The 18,088-nt window shown below is 72.2% G+C and carries 16 protein-coding genes; 7 read left to right on the top strand and 9 right to left on the bottom strand.

Annotation, left to right across the window (positions count from 1 at the left end):
* Positions 1 to 42: 42 nt before the first annotated feature.
* The gene (locus tag QFZ75_RS03350) at positions 43 to 660 is read right to left on the bottom strand and encodes a TetR/AcrR family transcriptional regulator (protein WP_307533747.1); all 618 of its coding nucleotides are present in this window, start codon (positions 658 to 660) and stop codon (positions 43 to 45) included.
* 36 nt (positions 661 to 696) lie between these two features.
* Entirely contained in the window at positions 697 to 2,760 is a 2,064-nt protein-coding gene (locus QFZ75_RS03345) for a discoidin domain-containing protein (RefSeq protein ID WP_307533746.1), read from the bottom strand.
* Positions 2,761 to 3,068: 308 nt separating this feature from the next.
* Here QFZ75_RS03345 and QFZ75_RS03340 point away from each other — a divergent pair, with 308 nt between their 5' ends.
* Positions 3,069 to 3,743 (top strand): NUDIX domain-containing protein, encoded by a 675-nt coding sequence (locus tag QFZ75_RS03340; protein WP_307544199.1) that lies wholly within the window; start codon positions 3,069 to 3,071, stop codon positions 3,741 to 3,743.
* On the opposite strand, the gene QFZ75_RS03335 is transcribed toward QFZ75_RS03340, so the two are convergent.
* From QFZ75_RS03335 to QFZ75_RS03315, 5 genes are all read right to left on the bottom strand, one after another.
* Positions 3,721 to 4,542: a sulfite exporter TauE/SafE family protein gene (locus tag QFZ75_RS03335; RefSeq protein ID WP_307533745.1), complete on the bottom strand. Its 822-nt coding sequence runs from the start codon at positions 4,540 to 4,542 to the stop codon at positions 3,721 to 3,723. The two genes, QFZ75_RS03340 and QFZ75_RS03335, sit on opposite strands and share 23 nt — an antisense overlap.
* A 192-nt stretch (positions 4,543 to 4,734) precedes the next feature.
* Positions 4,735 to 5,355: an L-threonylcarbamoyladenylate synthase gene (locus QFZ75_RS03330; RefSeq protein WP_307533744.1), complete on the bottom strand. Its 621-nt coding sequence runs from the start codon at positions 5,353 to 5,355 to the stop codon at positions 4,735 to 4,737.
* Between the two features lie 150 nt (positions 5,356 to 5,505).
* The gene (gene sthA, locus QFZ75_RS03325; protein ID WP_307533743.1) at positions 5,506 to 6,909 is read right to left on the bottom strand and encodes a Si-specific NAD(P)(+) transhydrogenase; all 1,404 of its coding nucleotides are present in this window, start codon (positions 6,907 to 6,909) and stop codon (positions 5,506 to 5,508) included.
* Positions 6,910 to 7,048: 139 nt separating this feature from the next.
* Positions 7,049 to 7,741, bottom strand: a complete 693-nt coding sequence (locus tag QFZ75_RS03320; RefSeq protein ID WP_307533742.1) for an SUMF1/EgtB/PvdO family nonheme iron enzyme — start codon at positions 7,739 to 7,741, stop codon at positions 7,049 to 7,051.
* A gap of 73 nt (positions 7,742 to 7,814) precedes the next feature.
* Positions 7,815 to 8,972, bottom strand: a complete 1,158-nt coding sequence (locus tag QFZ75_RS03315; protein ID WP_307533741.1) for a Gfo/Idh/MocA family protein — start codon at positions 8,970 to 8,972, stop codon at positions 7,815 to 7,817.
* A 219-nt stretch (positions 8,973 to 9,191) separates the two neighbouring features.
* On the opposite strand from QFZ75_RS03315, the gene QFZ75_RS03310 reads away from it, so the two are divergent.
* Together QFZ75_RS03310 and QFZ75_RS03305 are read left to right on the top strand one after the other, a co-directional pair.
* A complete protein-coding gene (locus QFZ75_RS03310) occupies positions 9,192 to 10,250 on the top strand; it encodes a LacI family DNA-binding transcriptional regulator (RefSeq protein ID WP_307533740.1) in 1,059 nt (352 codons plus the stop codon).
* 82 nt (positions 10,251 to 10,332) lie between these two features.
* A complete protein-coding gene (locus QFZ75_RS03305; RefSeq protein WP_307533739.1) occupies positions 10,333 to 10,716 on the top strand; it encodes a VOC family protein in 384 nt (127 codons plus the stop codon).
* Positions 10,717 to 10,763: 47 nt separating this feature from the next.
* On the opposite strand, the gene QFZ75_RS03300 is transcribed toward QFZ75_RS03305, so the two are convergent.
* Positions 10,764 to 11,585: an anti-sigma factor antagonist gene (locus tag QFZ75_RS03300; RefSeq protein ID WP_307533738.1), complete on the bottom strand. Its 822-nt coding sequence runs from the start codon at positions 11,583 to 11,585 to the stop codon at positions 10,764 to 10,766.
* Between the two features lie 132 nt (positions 11,586 to 11,717).
* On the opposite strand from QFZ75_RS03300, the gene QFZ75_RS03295 reads away from it, so the two are divergent.
* From QFZ75_RS03295 to QFZ75_RS03280, 4 genes are all read left to right on the top strand, one after another.
* Positions 11,718 to 12,080: a winged helix-turn-helix domain-containing protein gene (locus QFZ75_RS03295; protein WP_307533737.1), complete on the top strand. Its 363-nt coding sequence runs from the start codon at positions 11,718 to 11,720 to the stop codon at positions 12,078 to 12,080.
* 104 nt (positions 12,081 to 12,184) lie between these two features.
* Positions 12,185 to 13,069, top strand: a complete 885-nt coding sequence (locus tag QFZ75_RS03290) for an SDR family oxidoreductase (protein WP_307533736.1) — start codon at positions 12,185 to 12,187, stop codon at positions 13,067 to 13,069.
* A 106-nt stretch (positions 13,070 to 13,175) separates the two neighbouring features.
* Positions 13,176 to 14,744, top strand: a complete 1,569-nt coding sequence (locus tag QFZ75_RS03285; protein ID WP_307533735.1) for an FAD-dependent oxidoreductase — start codon at positions 13,176 to 13,178, stop codon at positions 14,742 to 14,744.
* 135 nt (positions 14,745 to 14,879) lie between these two features.
* On the top strand, positions 14,880 to 15,053 hold the full coding sequence (locus QFZ75_RS03280) for a hypothetical protein (RefSeq protein WP_307533734.1): 174 nt from the start codon (positions 14,880 to 14,882) through the stop codon (positions 15,051 to 15,053).
* Positions 15,054 to 15,057: 4 nt separating this feature from the next.
* Here the strand turns inward: QFZ75_RS03280 and QFZ75_RS03275 are convergent, their stop codons facing one another.
* Positions 15,058 to 17,787 carry a SpoIIE family protein phosphatase gene (locus QFZ75_RS03275; RefSeq protein WP_307533733.1) on the bottom strand — a complete coding sequence of 910 codons (2,730 nt, stop codon included), beginning with the start codon at positions 17,785 to 17,787 and terminating at the stop codon, positions 15,058 to 15,060.
* Positions 17,788 to 18,088 lie beyond the last annotated feature (301 nt).

Here is an 18,088-nt window from a genome sequence, read left to right as displayed (position 1 = left end):
CCTTCGCGTGCGGTCCCCGCTGCCGCCGGGTGGCGGGACGCGTTACGGACCGTGCGGGACCTCGTCCGTGTCGCACACCAGGCCGGCGACATGGTCGGTGATCGTGTCGAGGATGTCCGCCCACGCCGAATCGTCGCCCAGGACGAGGAAGTTGAGGGTCAGCCCGTCGGTCATGGCGGCCAGATAGCGGGCCAGCACCGGTACGGGCACGCGCAGCGTGAAGTCCATGTCGTGGGCGAGCTGCCCGACGAGTTCGGCGTACGTGTCGCGGTACAGCTCGTACTGCCGCCGGGCCAGGTGCTCGAACCCCGGCCGGCGCAGGGCGTACTGCGTCAGCTCGTAGGTGAGCATGTGCTCGCCGGGGTGGGCCGACACATGCTCCCAGTAGGCCCGGAAGCCGGCCGCGACGGTCTCCCGCAGGGTTCCCCTCGGCCGGATCGCCTCGCGCACCACCGCGACGGAATGGCTCGTGATCGTCTCGATCACCGACTCGACGAGCGCCTGCTTGGAGTCGAAGCAGTAGTGGAAGACGCTCAGTGACACGCCCGCCTCGGCCGCGATGGACCGGGTCGTCGTCCTGGCGACGCCGTCCCGGGTCATCACGCGGATGGCCGCCTCGGTGAGCTGACGGCGCCGTTCCGCCGACGGCCTGCGGACCATGGGGCCCCTTTCGAGCCTGCTGCCGGACGGCGGGCGTCAGCTGCCGTGGACGCCCACCTCGTACAGGGAGTAGCCCCAGTCGGTGCCGCGGTCCAGTGCGTGGACCCGTACGTGGCGGGCGGGCACGCCGGCGAACAGGACCGTGTCCAGGCCCCCGTCACCGGTGGTGGTGGACCACACGGACCGCCAGTTCGTGCCGTCGGCGGAGACCTCCACGCGATACGCCTTCGCGTAGGCGCGCTCCCAGTCGAGGGTGACGCGCCCGACCGTGTGCGTGGAGCCGAGGTCGATCCGCAGCCACTGGTCGTCGCTCCAGCCGCTCGCCCAGCGCGTGTCGCGGTTGCCGTCCACGGCCCGGCCGGGCGCGTAGCTCGTGAAGGGGTTCGACTCCGCCGAACTGGCCGTGGCGGGCGCGCCCGCAGCGAGGTCCACCGCGGCCTCGTGCCGCTCGGAGGCACCCCAGGTGCCGAGGTAGGACTCGGCGCCCCGGAACAGGTCGTCCACCACCTCCTGCCCCGCGACCACCCGGATGTCCTCGATCCAGTCCGGTACGAGCCCGTAGTGGGCGGCCCCGTCGGTGTTGATGTCCCAGGTGCGCTGTCCGGTGGTCTGCCGGTCGATGACCGCCGTGCCGTCGGTGCTGCGGAACGGATACCGCACGGGGTTCGAGGTGTCCGCGCCGCGCGGGGCCGGCCAGCCGCCGACGCCGTTCATGTCGGTGCCGTACCCGTAGCCCACGCCGTACTCGTCGCGCAGGGCCTTCGTCCGCGCGGCCTCCGCGCCGAACTGCTGCGAGCCGTGCATGTACTGGGCGATGAAGCCGCCGAGGCGGTAGACGCGCTCGGTCCAGTTCAGGTCCATCCAGCTGTGCGAGGAGATGACACCCGGGTAGGACTCCGCCTCGAGGAGGTCGAGGGCCCGGCCGGTGGCCTTGACGCCCATGTGGTCGATCTCCAGCATCATCTTGCGCTTCATCAGACCGCGCACGGCGTACTCGCCGAGATCGGTGAGCCCTCGTTTGTTGCACCGCGCGTCGTCGTCGTACGACGGGACCTCGACACCCGCCGGCAGTTCCTTCTCGGCGCCCGGTGCCGCGGCGCCGCCGATGGGGTTGTCGTGCTGCGGGCCCGTGCACTTCTCGGTCTGCCAGAACGTGCCCGTCGACAGGAACTGGCCGACGTTGATCGCCGTACCGAGGCCGCCCTCGTCGAACCGGACCCCGCACAGGGCGTTGTCGAACTTGTGGCACAGGAACATGCTGCGCACGCCGAGGTCGTACAGCTCGTCCAGTCCCGCGTCGATGTCGGCCCTGTCGCACTGCGCGACGTCCAGGATCTGCTTGCAGCCGAACGGCTCGGAGGTCTCGACACCGAGAACGACGGCCAGCTTGCCCTGCTCGACGACCCGGCGGGCCTGCGCGCTGTCGGTGACGATCCTGAACCAGCCCTTGCCGGGGCCGCCGTACATCGCGTCGATGTAGTCCTGCATGTCGTACGTCAGCTTCGCCTGCAGCCGGATCGAGGTCATCTCGTCGCAGCCGCGGTCCTTGAAGGGGTAGACCGAGCAGATCACCCCGTTGGTGACGAGGTCGTTGACGAGGACGCGCTGGCCGCCGCGCCAGGCGCGTTCGACCCAGGCGTAGTAGTTCTGCTGGTGGGTGAGCGAGTCATGGGCGGGCCAGTCCGCGAACGTGGGCCAGCCGTCGGGATCGTGCCTGCCGTCACCGCCGTTGGTGATGAAGTCGAAGATCGCCAGCGAGCCGTCGGGATAGTGCTCGGGACAGTCCTTGAGGGCGGCGGCCACCCCCGCCGTCGAGAAGGGCTTGCCGCAGATGAGCCGCCCGCCGAACGCCTCGTTGGCCATCAGGTGGTTGTGCGCGTCGACGAACCCGCGCACCTCGCCCTGCGCGCCGGTACCCCTGAACGGCTCCCCGGTCACGTTGATCTGCGAGTCGGGCGCGGGTCGCGCGGTCGGGTTCCACCAGTCGGTCCCGGCCGCCGAACTGGGCGTGGGACCGAGCGACATCGCCAACACGACGAGCAGCAGCGACAAGGCCGTGAGGGGTCTGCGCCGGTGGAGGGGCTGCCGGGTCATGGTCATCACCCACGTCTTCGGTCTTCGACTTTTGTCATGACTCGTGCAAAAGCTGTGACGAGAATCCCGGCCGCCGCGGGGGGAGTCAAGGGTCCGGGACGGATGACCTGATGACCCGTCGGGCGCTGCGGCTCCGCACCCGCGCCGGCCGGGCACCCCGCCGGGGACGCGGGGGAACCGCGCGACCGGTCCCCACCGGCCCGTACGGGATGATAGAAGCGGGACATGACCATGTGCTCCACCTGTACGCGCACCGGCACCGATACCGGCGCGACCCCCGCCGCCGCCCGCCCCTCCTCCCCGGCCGGCACACGATGACCGCGGGCATCGACACCCCCGACCGCAGGGGCCGCACCGGACTCGACCGGGCCGGCCTGGACCTGACGGGCAACCCCCGGGTCAAGGTGCGGGACGTGACCCTGTTGTCCTGCCACTGGTACGTGGGGCGGACCACGACCTTCGACCTCCAGCGCGCCGACGGCACCTGGTCCACCCAGGAACGCGAGACGCACGACCGCGGCAACGGCGCCACGATCCTGCTGTACGACACCGCACGCGAAACCGTGCTGCTCACGCGGCAGTTCCGCTACCCCGTGTACGTCAACGGCCACCCCGACGGCATGCTCGTCGAGACACCGGGCGGCCTGCTGGACGAGGAGGACGAGCACCCCGAGGTCGCCGTGCGCCGCGAGGTGACCGAGGAGACCGGGCACACGGTCGGCGAGGTCCGGCGGGTCTTCGAGGTCTACATGAGCCCCGGCTCGGTCACCGAGCGCGTGACCTTCTACGCCGCCTCCTACGGGCCCTCCACCCGCACCCACGAGGGCGGTGGCCTGGAGGAGGAGGGCGAGGACATCGAGACCGTCGAACTGCCCTTCCGCCAGGCCCTGGCCATGATCCGCACCGGCGGGATCGCCGACGCGAAGACCATCATGCTGCTGCAGTGGGCGGCGCTGGAGGGGCCGTTCAGCGGAGCAGCAGCTGGATGAGGGCGGCCGTGCCGACCGTCACGATGAGGATGCGCAGGACCAGCGGGCTGAAGCGGCGGCCGACCGAGGCCCCCAGCCGGCCGCCGAGCGCGGAACCGACGGCGATCAGCGCGACCGCCGTCCAGTCGAAGTCGGCGACGAAGAGGAAGAAGGCCGCGGCGACGGTGTTGACGACCGCGACCAGGACGTTCTTGACCGCGGTGAGGCGCTGCAGGGGTTCGTCCAGGAGCACCCCCATCAGCGACATGTAGAGGATCCCCTGCGCCGCCGCGAAGTAGCCGCCGTAGACGCTGGCGAGCATCAGGCCGACGAACAGCGCCGGACCCCCGTCGCCGTGGGCGGGAGCCCGCTCCGGAGCGCCGTCGGGGCCGGGACCTGCGCCTGCCGCCGGTGCGGTGGCCGTGGCCGACGCCCGGCGGCGGCGCAGGTACCCGGTGATCAGCGGCTGGAAGGCGACCAGGACCAGGGCGAGGCCCACCACGACCGGCACGATCTTCTCGAACGCCGTCGCGGGCAGGGCGAGCAGCAGCACGGCGCCCGTGAAGCCGCCCAGCAGGGCGCCGACGCCCAGTGTGAGGATGCGCCTGCGCTGACCGCGCAGTTCCCGCCGGTAGCCGAAGGCGCCGCTGACGGCCCCGGGGATCAGCCCGAGCGCGTTGGAGACCGTCGCGGTGACGGGCGGCAGACCGGTCGCGAGCAGGACGGGGAAGGTGATCAGGGTTCCGGAGCCGACGACGCTGTTGACGGCGCCCGCGCCCACGCCCGCCGCGAGGACGGCGACGGCCTCGACAGGTGTCACGCGGCGCCCCGCCCCCGCCGTGCGCCGCGGCCGTCCGGACCGGGGGACGGCCGGGCGGCCGCCGGTCCGGTGCGGCATGGGATGCGTCGAGTGCGCGGGGCGACGGTCATGCCGGTGACGTTAGAGGGCTGACGCTTCGGCGCGTGCCGCACCGTCCCGGCACGCACCGCCTCCGTACCGCCGTACGACGGGTCACTCGAACCGCGTGACGTCGCCCGCTCCCTTGCGCACGATCTCGGCCTCGCCACTGGAGAAGTCGATGACCGTGGTCGGCTCGGTGCCGCAGTCGCCGGAGTCGATCACCGCGTCGACGGAGTGGTCGAGCCGCTCCTTGATCTCCCAGCCCTGGGTCATCGGCTCGTCCTCGTCGGGCAGGAGGAGCGTGCTGGACAGCAGGGGCTCACCGAGCTCGGCGAGCAGGGCCTGGGCGACCGTGTGGTCCGGGATGCGCACGCCGACCGTCTTCTTCTTGGGGTGGAGCAGTTTGCGCGGAACTTCCCTGGTCGCGGGCAGGATGAAGGTGTAACTGCCGGGCGTGGAGGCCTTGATGGCACGGAACACGTCGTTGTCGACCTGGACGAACTGGCCGAGCTGCGCGAAGTTCTGGCAGACGAGCGTGAAGTGGTGACGGTCGTCGAGCCGGCGGATGGAGCGGATCCGGTCGATGCCGTCACGGCTGCCCAGCTGGCACCCCAGCGCGAAGCAGGAGTCCGTGGGATACACGACGAGCGCACCCGCGCGGATGGAGTCGGCGACCTGGGTGATGGTCCGCTGCTGAGGATTCTCGGGATGAACGTCGAAGTACTTTGCCACCCGTCGAGCTTATGCCCCCCGTCCCTGTCACCGTCGCAGGCACCCTGCACCCTGCACCCCGGCCTTCGGGGACGCGGGGAATCCGCGCGGGCAACCCCGCCGGGCCGCACCGGACACGCGACCGCGCCCGGTGCCCGCCCAGGCGTCCGGTCAGTCCCGGAGCCGGTCGATCTGCCGGATCTTGTTGGTGGCGTCGAGCGCGGCGACCTTGTAGGACTCCGCGAGCGTCGGGTAGTTGAAGACGGCGTCGACCAGATAGTCGACCGTACCGCCGCAGCCCATCACCGACTGGCCGATGTGGATCAGTTCGGTGGCGCCCGTACCGAAGCAGTGCACGCCGAGCAGTTTGCGGTCGTCGGGGGAGACGAGCAGCTTGAGCATGCCGTGCGAGTCGCCGATGATCTGCCCCCGGGCGAGTTCGCGGTAGCGGGAGATGCCGACCTCGAAGGGCACCCGCTCCTCGGTGAGCTGGTCCTCGGTCTTCCCGATGAAGCTGATCTCCGGGATGGTGTAGATGCCGATCGGCTGGAGGTCGTGCATCCGGTTCACCGGCTCGCCGCACGCGTGGTACGCGGCCGTACGGCCCTGTTCCATCGAGGTCGCCGCCAGTGCCGGGAAACCGATGACGTCGCCGACGGCGTAGATGTGCGGCACCTCGGTGCGGTAGTGCTCGTCCACCTTGATCCGGCCGCGCCGGTCGGCGGACAGGCCGGCCTTGTCGAGGCCGAGGTCGTCGGTGAGGCCCTGCCGGCCCGCGGAGTACATCACGGCGTCCGCCGGGATCTTCTTGCCGCTCTCCAGGACGGTGAGGGTGCCCCGCGCATGGCGTTCGACGGCGGCGACCGTCTCGCCGAAGCGGAAGGTGACGGCCAGTTCCCGCAGGTGGTACTTGAGCGACTCGATCACCTCGACGTCGCAGAAGCCGAGCATCCCGGGGCGCTGTTCGACCACGGTGATCTTGCTGCCGAGGGCGGCGAACATGGAGGCGTACTCCATGCCGATCACACCGGCCCCGACGATGACCATGGACCGGGGCACCCGCTGCAGGTTGAGAACGTTGTCGGAGTCGAGGACCGTCAGCTCGTCGAACTCGACGGTGGCGGGCCGGGCCGGCCGGGTGCCGGTCGCGATGACGACGGTGTCCGCGGTCAGCAGCTTCTCGTTGCCGGTCACTTCGCGCAGGGCGACGGTGTGGTCGTCCACGAAGCGGCCGGTGCCGGCGAACAGGGAGACGTGGTTGCGGGAGAGCTGGCTGCGGATGACGTCGACCTCGCGGCCGACCACGTGCTGGGTGCGCGCGGTCAGGTCGGCGACGGTGATGTCCTCCTTCAGCCGGTAGCTCTGGCCGTAGAGGTCGCGTTGGGTGAGACCGGTGAGGTAGAGGACCGCTTCCCGCAGGGTCTTGGAGGGGATGGTCCCGGTGTGGATGGAGACCCCTCCGACCATGTCGGGGCGGTCGACGACGGCGACCCGGCGGCCGAGCTTGGCCGCGGCGATGGCGGCCTTCTGGCCGCCCGGGCCGGATCCGATGACGAGCAAGTCGAAGTCGCGCACCACCAGAGTCTGTCAGCCGGGCGTGCCGCCCGAAAGGGTGAACAGGTGACAGTTGTCCTGCGGACGGCCCGCGGATCGATCACCGCCGCGGGCCCGGTGGTGGGGGGGGGTGGGGGCGCACCGTCCCGCAGTCCCGCAGCTACGAACGACCCCCGCAGCCCGCCGCAGGCGTCCGCGCCACGCGGAACCCCACGTCGTCGACCTGGTAGCTCGGGTGGCTGCGCCGCCGCGCGGAGGCGCGGCAACTCCAGTGCTCGTCGAACCAGCCCCCGCCGCGCAGGACCCGGTAGGTGCCGTAGACCTCCGCGTCGTAGACGTCCCAGCACCAGTCCCAGACGTTGCCCAGCATGTCGTGCAGGCCCCACGGGTTGGGCCGCTTGCCGCCCACGTCGTGCACGCGCTCCTGCGAGTTGTCGCGGTACCAGGCGATCTCGTCGAGCGGTCCGTAGCGCGGTCCCGGCGTACCGGCACGGCAGCCGTGCTCCCACTCGGCCTCGGTGGGCAGCCGGTAGCCGTCGGCGGTCCTGTCCCAGGCGACGTCCTCGCCGTCGGCACGTAACGAGTAGGCGGGGGTCAGCCCCTCGTGCCGCGACAGGGCGTTGCAGAACCGGACCGCGTCCCACCACGACACACCCTCGACGGGCAGCTGGTCGCCGTCGGCGCTGCTCGGCCGTACACCCGTGACCCGCGCGTACAGCGCCTGCGTGACCGGGAAGGCCCCGAGCCGGTAGGGAGCGAGCCCGACCGACCAACTGCGTTGTGTCCGCCGGTCGGACAGCGTGACCCGGCCGGATGGGACAGCGATCATCTCGTACACCGCGCGTGTGTCCATGAACAGGCAATCCTACGGACGATCCCGCCGGCCCGCGGCGCATGGTGGCACGTACCGCCCGGTTATGCCAAGGTCATCCGGCCGGACTCGTCCAGGTACCCTGCTCGGCGGAGCGGACCATCGCGTCCAGCGCCTCCGCACTGTGCACCGCGTCCTCCAGGGTGGCCCCGTACGGTGTGCCCTCCGCGACGGAGCGCAGGAAGTTGTACGCCTCGACGACCTTCAGGTCGTCGTAGCCCATGCTGTTGGCCGCGCCGGGCTGGAAGGCCGCGTACTCGCCGTGCCCCGGTCCGACGTACAGGGTGCTCACCGGCTGGTCCTGGAACGACGTGCCGCGGCTGACGCCCAGTTCACCCATACGACGGAAATCCCAGAAGACCGCGCCCTTCGTGCCGTGGATCTCGAAGCCGTAGTTGTTCTGCTCGCCGACCGAGACCCGGCAGGCCTCCAGGACGCCCCGGGCACCGGAGGTGAAGCGCAGCAGACAGGACACGTAGTCGTCGTTCTCCACGGGGCCCGATTCGCCGCCCGTGGCGCGGGTGTGGCCCGCGGTCGCGCCGGTGGGCCGGGCCCGCCGAGGGACGAAGACGGCCGTGTCGGCGGTCAGCGACGCGATCTCACCGAGCAGGAACCGGGCCAGGTCCACACCGTGCGAGGCGAGGTCGCCGAGCACTCCGCTGCCGCCGCGCTCGCGCTCGTACCGCCAGGTCAGGGCGCCTTCGGGGTGGGCGGCGTAATCGCTGAAGAGACGGATGCGGACATGGGTGACGGTGCCGATCTCACCGGCGGCGATCAGCTCGCGGGCGGCGGCGACGGCGGGCGCGTTGCGGTAGTTGAAGCCGACCGTGCCCTGGACGCCCGCTCCGGCCACGGCGCTCGCGACGGCCCGCGCGTCCTCGGCGCAGAGGCCGACCGGCTTCTCGATCCAGAGGTGCTTGCCCGCCTCGGCCATGGCGACGCCGATCTCGCGGTGCAGGAAGTTCGGGGCGGCCACGCTGACGGCCCGGACCCGGGGATCGGCGGCGATCTCACGCCAGTCCCGGACCGCCGTCGCGAACCCGTACTGCGCGGCGGCCTCCTCGGCGCGGCCCGGCACCTCGTCGGCGACGGCGACCAGTTCGGGCCGCAGGGGCAGTCCGGGGAAGTGGTGCGGCACGCGCGTGTACGCCTGGGCGTGCACCCGTCCCATCCAGCCGAACCCCACGACGGCGACGCCGAACGTACTCCCCATGACTGTCCCTCTTCGGATCGGTTCCGGATCGCTTGCGGTCTGGCCCTGGCCCTGGCTCTGGTCCTGGCCTTGGCTCTGTGTCTGGCTCTGGTCCTGGCTCCGGCTCGGTTTCGGGCCGGTTTTGGATCGGTCCAGAGCCGTTCCGGATCACACTGGAGTTCGTCACCGCAGGTGTCAACCCTTTGACTTCCCGCCAGGCCCTGTGGAACGGTCCAACTCATGAGGCCACCGACGATCCGCGATGTCGCCGAACGGGCCGGAGTGTCGAAATCCCTGGTCTCACTCGTGCTGCGCGGCTCCGACCGGGTACGTCCCGAGAAGCGGCGGGCCGTCCTGGCCGCCGTCGAGGAGCTCGGCTACCGGCCCAACGCCGCCGCGCGCAGCCTCAGTGAGCGCCGCGCCCCCCAGGCCCTGGACCACGCCCGTTCGGGAGGCAGGCCGCTGGTCGGGGTGCTCCTGAACGACCTGCGCAACCCGTGGTTCGTCGAGCTGCTGGACGGCCTCAACTCGCTGCTCGACGCCCGCGGCCTGCACATGCTGCTGGCCGACGGTCACCTGAACCGGCGGCTCGGCGAGGACCTCACCCGCCTGTTCACGGACCTGCGGGTCGACGGCCTCGTCGCGGTCGGGACGCTGCCCGGTCCGCAGATGCTGCGGTCGGCGGCCGCCCGGCTGCCGACCGTCGTCGCGGGCGCCCGCGAGCCGGTGCTGCCCCGGGCGGACATCGTCGCCAACGACGACGAGCACGGCGCCCGGCTCGCCACGGAGCACCTCGTCGGCCTCGGTCACCGGCGCATCGCCCACATCGCCGGCCTGGGGACGGTCGGCGAACTGCGCCGCCGCGGCTTCGAGACCGTCATGCGCGAACACGGACTGACCGGCACCGCCGTCGTGGAGCAGGGCGACCTCACCGAGGAGGGCGGCTACCGCGCCACGGTCCGCCTGCTCAGCGCTCCCGAGCGGCCCACCGCCGTCTTCGCCTTCAACGACATCGCCTGCGTCGGCGCACTCTCCGCAGCGGAGGAACTCGGCCTCCGGGTCCCCCGGGACCTCTCGCTCGTCGGCTACGACAACACCTACCTCGCCCGGCTGCGCCACCTCTGGTTCACCACCGTCGACGGCGCGGGCCACGAGGTGGGCCGCCGCGCCGCGCAGTGCCTGCTCGACCGGATCGCCGACCCCGCCCGTCCCGCCCGGACCGTCCTCGGCACGCCCGTCCTCGAGGTACGGGGCACGACCGCGCCGCCCTCCGGAGCGGCTGTCCGGCACCGGTCGTGACCTGGCCGTGGACGAGGTGCGGGGCGTCTTCCGGGCGGAGATCCGAGGGCCGGGCGGCAGGCCGTCCCGTAGGGTGACGGGCATGGCATGCCGTATCAGTGAACTGGTCATCGACGCCGTGGACCCCGAACGGCTGGCCGCCTTCTGGAGCGACGTCCTGGGCTACGTCGAGCTGGACCGGGAGGAGGACGGAAGCATCGAGATCGGCCCGCCCGACGCCGGGTTCGGCGGCCCGCAGCCCACTCTCGTCCTCAGCCCGACCGGTGATCCCCGGCCGAAGAAGCTCCGGCTGCACATCGACGTCAACGCCACCGACCGCGATCAGGACGCCGAGCTGGAACGGCTGCTCGCGCTCGGCGCCCGGCGCGCCGACATCGGCCAGACCGGCGCCGAGAGCTGGTACGTCCTGCTCGACCCGGAGGGCAACGAGTTCTGTCTGCTGCGCAAGCGGCTCAAGCCCGTGTGAGCCGGCCCCCGCGTCCGGGGCACACAGCGGCCGGCCCGTTCCCCGGTTCAGGGTTCCGCCTCCTGGTGCGACCGGCCCGCCCGGTCCGTCCGGTCCGCGGCGAGCTGGGCCACGGCCGCGGACAGGTGCCGCCGCAGGGACTCGGGCAGCGGCTCGCCCCGGACGGTGGCCACCATGTCCTCGGCGAGGTGGTGCAGCTTGACGTTGGCGTTCTGGGAGACCGTGACGAGGACGCTCCACGCGTCCTCGGGGCTCAGCCCGAAGGTCGCCATGAGGACTCCGCGGGCCAGGTCGATGACCGGCCGGGTCCGCATGGCGCGCTTCAACTGGACGACCTCGACACGTAGTTCCCGCTCGGCGACGACGGGGCCGGCCGGGTCACGGACATCGGCGCCGTCGACGGTGTCCGTGGCGTCGTGGGACGACGGGCTCTCTTCCGTGGTGCCGTGCGCGGTGCCGGTCCCTCCGCCGTCCGCCGGTGCGAACAGCGGCGCCGTTCCCGTGAGGGTGAGCAGCCGCTCGACGGCGGGGCTCGCGGACCGGATGACGACCGTCCTGCCGTTGGCCGCCGCGAGCCGGTGGGCGAGCAGCAGGACGTTGAGCCCGGAACAGTCGCAGAAGCCGATGCCGCTCAGGTCGAGGTCGATGCCGTGGCCCGAGGCGTCGAGGGCCGTGCCCAGCAGCTTCCGCAGTTCCTCGCGGGTGTCCATGTCGATGTCGCCGGCCGCCACGACGGTCGTCCGTTCACCGTCGGGGCGTGTCCTGATCCGCAGCCGCGTCGGCGGACGCTCCCGTGCGGGGCCGGGCGACGCCGTGCGGGAGGTGGCGTTCCGGCCCGCAGGCCGGGCTGAAAGTACTGGTTCCGACATGGCCGCCGCTCCCCGGGCATCCACCGTCACTGTCCCCTCCAGGTTCGGCTCCAGGATTTCACACGTCAAGGGATACACGAAAACTGTTTCACCCTTTGTTTTACGCGAACGTCAGCTCGTATGCTGTGGTCCATGGGTGAAGTACCTGAGACACACAACGGCTGGACGTTCCTCACCAACCACGCCCGGGTGCTGGCGGCGATCGCCGAGGACCAGAACACCCGTATCCGGGACATCGCGGCGCGCTGCCGCCTGACCGAGCGCGCCGTCCAGAAGATCATTTCCGACCTGGAGCAGGACGGCTACCTCACCCACACGAGGCAGGGGCGCAGCAACGAGTACCGCATCCAGCCGGGGACGATCCTGCGCCACCCGGCCGACGCGGGCCTGAGCGTCTCGGGCCTGCTGGCGGTCCTCGCCCAGCACGACGCGGTACCGCGGGGACAGCAGCAGGCCGCCGTCCACGAGCAGGGTCCCGGGGCGGCCGACCGGTGACGCCGTGGCCGCGGACGGCCCGTCCGGCGGCCATGTGTGGGTCCATCCGTACGGGGGACTGGCAGGGGTGGTACAGAGCGGACCCGGCCAGAGAGGCACACCCCATGAAGGACTCCGAGCAGCGCAACCCCGTCGAACAGCACGCCCGGCCCGACTTCCCGCAGCAGGAGCAGCAGCACCCCGGCTGGACCGGCCCGATGGACCCGCCGCCGGACCACGGCGAGGAGTCGTACGAGGGCAGCGGTCAGCTCACGGACAGGAAGACGGTCCTGACCGGAGGGGACTCCGGAATCGGCCGGGCCGTCGCGGTCGCCTTCGCGCGGGAGGGCGCGGACGTCCTCTTCACGCACCTGCCCGAGGAGGCCGACGAGGCCCGTGAGACCGCACGGCTCGTCGAGGAGGCGGGCCGCAAGGCGGTCGCCGTGCCCTGCGACATCCGTGAGGAGGAGCAGTGCCGCCGGCTCGTCGAACGCGCGGTCGCGGAGTTCGGACGCATCGACGTCCTGGTCAACAACGCCGCGTACCAGATGTCGCAGCCCGACGGCATCGCGGCCATCACGACGGAGCAGTTCGACCGGGTGATGCGCACCAACCTCTACGGCATGTTCTGGCTGAGCAAGATGGCGCTGCCGCACATGCCCGCGGGCGGCTCGATCATCAACACCACCTCCGTGCAGGCGTACCAGCCCAGCCCGCACCTCCTCGACTACGCCATGACCAAGGGCGCGATCGTGACGTTCACCCAGGGGCTGGCGCAGATGGTCGCCGGGGACGGCATCCGGGTCAACGCGGTCGCTCCCGGGCCCGTCTGGACGCCACTGATCCCGGCGACCATGCCGGACACCTCCGAGTTCGGCAAGCAGTCGCCGATGGGCCGGCCCGCCCAGCCCGCCGAGATGGCACCCGCCTATGTCTTCCTGGCCTCCCAGCGGGCGAGCTTCATCACCGCGGACATCGTCAACGCCACCGGCGGTACGCCCCTGCCGTAGCGGCGACGCAACCTGCCGGGCCCGTGTCCCGCGGGCCCGGCGGCGGCACTTTCCGCAGGTGGTCCCGCGCCCGATTCGGTCGGCGGGCAGGGGGAACTCGGCGCCCATGACTGGTAACACCGACGAGCAGACGTCGTACTGGATCGAGACGGCCCCCCCGGGGAACCTGCACGCGCCACTGGCGGCCGACATCACGGTGGACGTCGCCGTGATCGGCGCCGGCATCGCCGGGCTCAGCGCCGCCCGGGAGCTGGCCCGTGCCGGTCGCAGCGTGGCCGTGCTGGAGGCCGACCGGATCGCCACGGGTGTCACGGGGCACACCACGGCCAAGCTGAGCGCCCAGCACACGCTGGTCTACGAGCAGCTGCGGCGCACCCGGGGGGCCGAGGCCGCGAAGCTGTACGGGCGCTCCCAGTCCGACGCGATCCGCCACGCGGCGGCGCTCGTGGCCGAACTGGGCATCGAGTGCGACTGGGAGGACACCGAGTCCTACACCTACACCCTGGACCCCAAGAGGACCGGGGAGCTGGAGGCCGAGGCGGACGCCGCCCGCGAGGCCGGACTGTCCGCGCGGTACGTGACGGAGACGGACCTGCCGTTCCCCGTCACCGGCGCCGTCCGGGTCGCGGAACAGGCCCAGTTCCATCCGCGCAAGTACCTGCTGGCGCTCACCGAGGACCTGCTGCGGCACGGCACCCGGATGTACGAGCACACCAGGGTCGTCGGTCTGAAGGAGGGCGAGCCGTGCCGCCTCACGACCGAGGCGGGACCGACCGTGACCGCCACGGACGTCGTGGTCGCCACGCACTACCCGATCTTCGACCGGGCCCTGCTGTTCACCCGCCTCTCCCCGCACCGCGAACTCGTCCTCACCGCCCCCGTGGCGGCCGACCGGGCTCCGCTGGGCATGTACATCACCCCGGAGCAGGGCAAACGCTCGGTGCGTACCGCTCCGTACGCGGACGGGCAGCGGCTGCTCATCATCACCGGGGAGAGCTTCCTGCCGGGGACGGCCGACACCGAGGAACGGTTCGGGCGGCTCGCCGGCTGGGCCACGGAACACTTCGGGCCGCTCGACTTCACCCACCGCTGGGCGACGCAGGACAACAGTTCCACCGACTCCGTGCCGCTGGTCGGGCCGTTCCACGCGGGCAGCCACCACACCTACGTCGCGACCGGCTTCGGCGGCTGGGGCATGAGCGGCGGCATCATGGCAGGCCGCCTCCTGTCGGACCTGATCACCGGGCAGAGCCCGCCGTGGGCCGGACTGTACGATCCCCGGCGGGTGCGGACGGCCGTACGTGAGGCACCGGCCTTCCTCAAGCACCAGGCCGTGGTCGCCAAGCACTTCGTCGGCGACCGGCTGCCGCCCACGTCGCACTCGGTGGACGACCTCGCCCCGGGGGACGGCGCGCTCGTCCGCATCGACGGCCACCGCTGCGCCGCCTACCGCGACGACGACGGAAAGCTCCACGCCGTCTCGGCCCGCTGTACGCACATGGGCTGCCTGGTCGCCTTCAACCGCGCGGAGCGCGCCTGGGAGTGCCCCTGCCACGGTTCCCGGTTCGACCCGGACGGCGCGATTCTCCAGGGCCCCGCGACCAAGCCGCTCGAACGGCGCGCCGTGCCCGGTGTCGACGCGCCGGCCGCGGACACCCCCGCGGAGGGTTCCTGAGCGCTCCCCGGTGCCCCGGAGCGGGTTTCCGGCCGCCGCCGCGGGGGACCCGGTAGCGGTCATCCGACCTACGGCAGCAACATGACGCAGCCCCGGCCCCGTGCGGGGCCCGGGCGCGGAAGGAATGTGAGAGTCGTGACCGCGTACGGCAGCATCCAGGACACCACCCGCCGCCCCGAGACCGGCTGGGCGCAGGCCCGCCGGCGCCGCGTCGGCGGCGTACGCATCTGCCTCCCGGCCACGGCCGACAGGGACGCGCGCCGCTCCGCCGCGCAGCCGGAGGGGAACATCGTGCGGGGCGAGGACTGACGGTTCAGGGCAGTGGCTGTTCGGCCCAGATGACCTTGCCGGCGGGGGTGTAGCGGGTGCCCCACCGCTCGGTGAGCTGGGCGACCAGGAACAGACCCCGCCCGCCCTCGTCCGTCGTCGCCGCGTACCGCAGGTGGGGCGAGGTGCTGCTGCCGTCGAAGACCTCGCAGATCAGGCTGAGGTCGAACAGCACGCGGACCCGGATGGGGCCGTTCCCGTACCGGATCGCGTTGGTGACCAGCTCGCTGAGGATCAGCTCCGTCGTGAACTCCATGTCCTCCAGGCCCCACTCGGTCAGCTGCCGGGTGACCGAGGCGCGCACCTCGCCGACGGACGCCGGGTCGGACGGCACCTGCCACTCGGCGACGCGGTCGGGGTCGAGCGCCCGGGTGCCCGCGACGATCAGCGCGATGTCGTCGCCCGGCTTGGACGGCAGCAGGTCCTCGAGGACGATCCGGCAGGTCTCCTCCGGCGACCGGTCGGCCCCGGTGAGGGCGGTACGCAGGAGTTCGAGGCCGGCGTCGATGTCCCGTTCCCGGTCCTCGACGAGCCCGTCCGTGTAGAGGACCAGTCTGCTGCCCTCCTCCAGGGTGAGTTCGGCCGTCTCGAAGGGCAGACCGCCGAGACCGAGCGGCGGCCCGGCCGGCACCTCCGGGAACTCGACACCGCCGTCCGGGCGGATCACCGCGGGCGGCGGGTGGCCGGCCCGGGCGACGGTGCACTGCCGGGAGATCGGGTCGTAGACGGCGTACAGACAGGTGGCGCCCGTGACGGCGGCGCTGCTCTCGTCGGCCGCCTCGTCCTGGTCGATCCGGCCGACCAGCTCGTCGAGGAGACCCAGCAGCTCGTCGGGCGGCAGGTCCAGCGCGGAGAAGTTGTGGACCGCCGTCCGCAGCCGTCCCATCGTGGCCGCCGCGTGCAGCCCGTGGCCCACGACGTCGCCCACGACCAGGGCGACCCGGGCGCCGGACAGCGGCAGCACGTCGAACCAGTCCCCGCCCACGCCCGCCTGGGCGGGGAGGTAGCGGTAGGCGATGTCCAGGGCGCTCTGCTCGGGCAGGCTGCGGGGGAGCAGACTGCGCTGCAGGGTCACGGCCATGGTGTGCTCGCGGGTGTAGCGGCGGGCGTTGTCGATGGAGACCGCGGCCCGGGCGACCAGTTCCTCCGCGAGGGCCAGTTCCTCCTCGTCGAACGGCTCGGCCTGCGCGGAACGCCAGAAGTTCGCCACGCCCATCACCAGGTGCCCGGCCCGCAGCGGGACCGTGATCAGCGAGTGGATGCCGTAGTCCACGATGCGCGCGGTGCGCTCGGGGTCCTGGGCGAGCCAGCCGTGTGCCTTCCTGAGATCGGGCGCCATCACGGCCTCACCGGTGCCGAGGCTGCGGGCCTGCGGCGTGGAGGCGATGAATCCGATCCTCTCGCCCACCGGATACAGCGGAGCGTCCCGGCGGATCCCGCTGAACGCCGTACGGCGCAGCGAGGTGCCCGCGTCCGGCTCCTCCCCGCTCAGCACGGCCTCGGCCAGATCCACCGTGGCGAAGTCGGCGAAGCGCGGTACGGCCACCTCCGCCAGCTCCTGGACGGTCCGGGTCACGTCCAGGGTCGTACCGATGCCCACCCCGGCGTCGTACAGGAGCTTGAGATGCTCGCGGGCCACCTCGGCCCGGCCGGACAGCGCGCGCAGCTCGGTCGAGTCGCGCAGGGTCGCGACGCTGCCGGCCGGGCCGCCCTCGAGGTCCGTGGGGCGCTGGTTGATCGCCAGCAGCCGGTCCCCGACGAGGTGCACCTCGTCCGTGGCGACGCGCCCCGAGGCCAGCAGACCGGCGGTGTCGGTGTCCAGGCCGAGTTCGAGGACGTGGCGCCCCTCGGCGTTGTCGGGCAGGTCCAGCAGGCGGTGCGCCTCGTCGTTGGCGAGCAGCAGGCGCCCCTCGCCGCCGACGATGAGCACGCCCTCCCGGACGGCGTGCAGCACCGCGTCGTGGTGCTCGTACATCCGGGTCATCTCGAACGGTCCCAGGCCATGGGTCTGGCGCAGCAGCCGCCCGCTCACCAGCGCTGTGCCCGCCAGGGCCACGACGAGCGCGAAGGCCGCGGCGGTCAGGAGCAGCGGCAGCTGCCGGTCCCCGACACCTCCCACGTTCTCCGTCGTGATGCCCGCCGACACCAGGCCCACGACCGTGCCGTCGTCCGCCTTGACGGGCACCACGGCCTGCACCAGGGGCCCGATGGTCCCGGTGATCTCCTCGGTGAAGGACTTGCCGGCCAGCGCCGGAGCGAGCGTCCCGACGAACTTCTTGCCGATCCGGTCCGGCTTGGGATGGGTGTAGCGCACGCCGTCGGTGTTCATGACGACGACGAAGTCCACCTCGGACCGCACACGGGCCGCCTCGGCGCGCGGCTGGAGCACCGCGGTGGGATCGGGGGCGGTCAGCGCCTCGCGGGTGCCCGGGGCGCTGGCGAACGTCTCGGCGACGGCCAGGGAGCGGTTGCGCGCCTCCGTCGTGCTGTCGTGGCGTACCTGCAGGACCAGCGCCACCGCCGCGGCCACGACCAGCAGCAGCACGATCGCCACCTGCAGCAGGAAGACCTGGCCTGCGACGCTGCGGCCGGTCAGGACCGAGCGCACCCACGCGGGTCCGCGCCGGGGTGCGTCCTGCGGGGAGCGGGCACGCGCGCGGAGGCCGCCGGGGCGGGAGGTCGACCGGGCCCAGGATCGACCCGAGAGTCGGACCATATGCCCATGTCTACACTGCCGGGGGCCCGGAGGCGAGAGGCACCCCGTGGGGCGGTGCCGCGGGCACGGCCCTGCCGGGCCGCGTCGTTCCCCGGCCCCCGGAAAAACCGCGCGGTTCCCCGCGACCGTCCGGGCGCCCGCCGGGCCGGATCGCGCTCCGCCGTCCGTGTGGTCCGGGCGCATGACGGAAGGGGGTGCGTCCGTGCCCTTCGTGGGGGACGCGTGAGTGGAGACCTTCCTACGGACTCCGGACCGCTACCGGCCCGCCTTCGCCCGCGGGGGTACGGGGACCGGCGCGGAC

The sequence above is a fragment of the Streptomyces sp. V3I8 genome (assembly GCF_030817535.1).
Taxonomy (GTDB): Bacteria; Actinomycetota; Actinomycetes; order Streptomycetales; family Streptomycetaceae; genus Streptomyces.
Note: the sequence above shows the minus strand (reverse complement) of the source record. Positions and strands in the feature narration are given on the sequence as shown.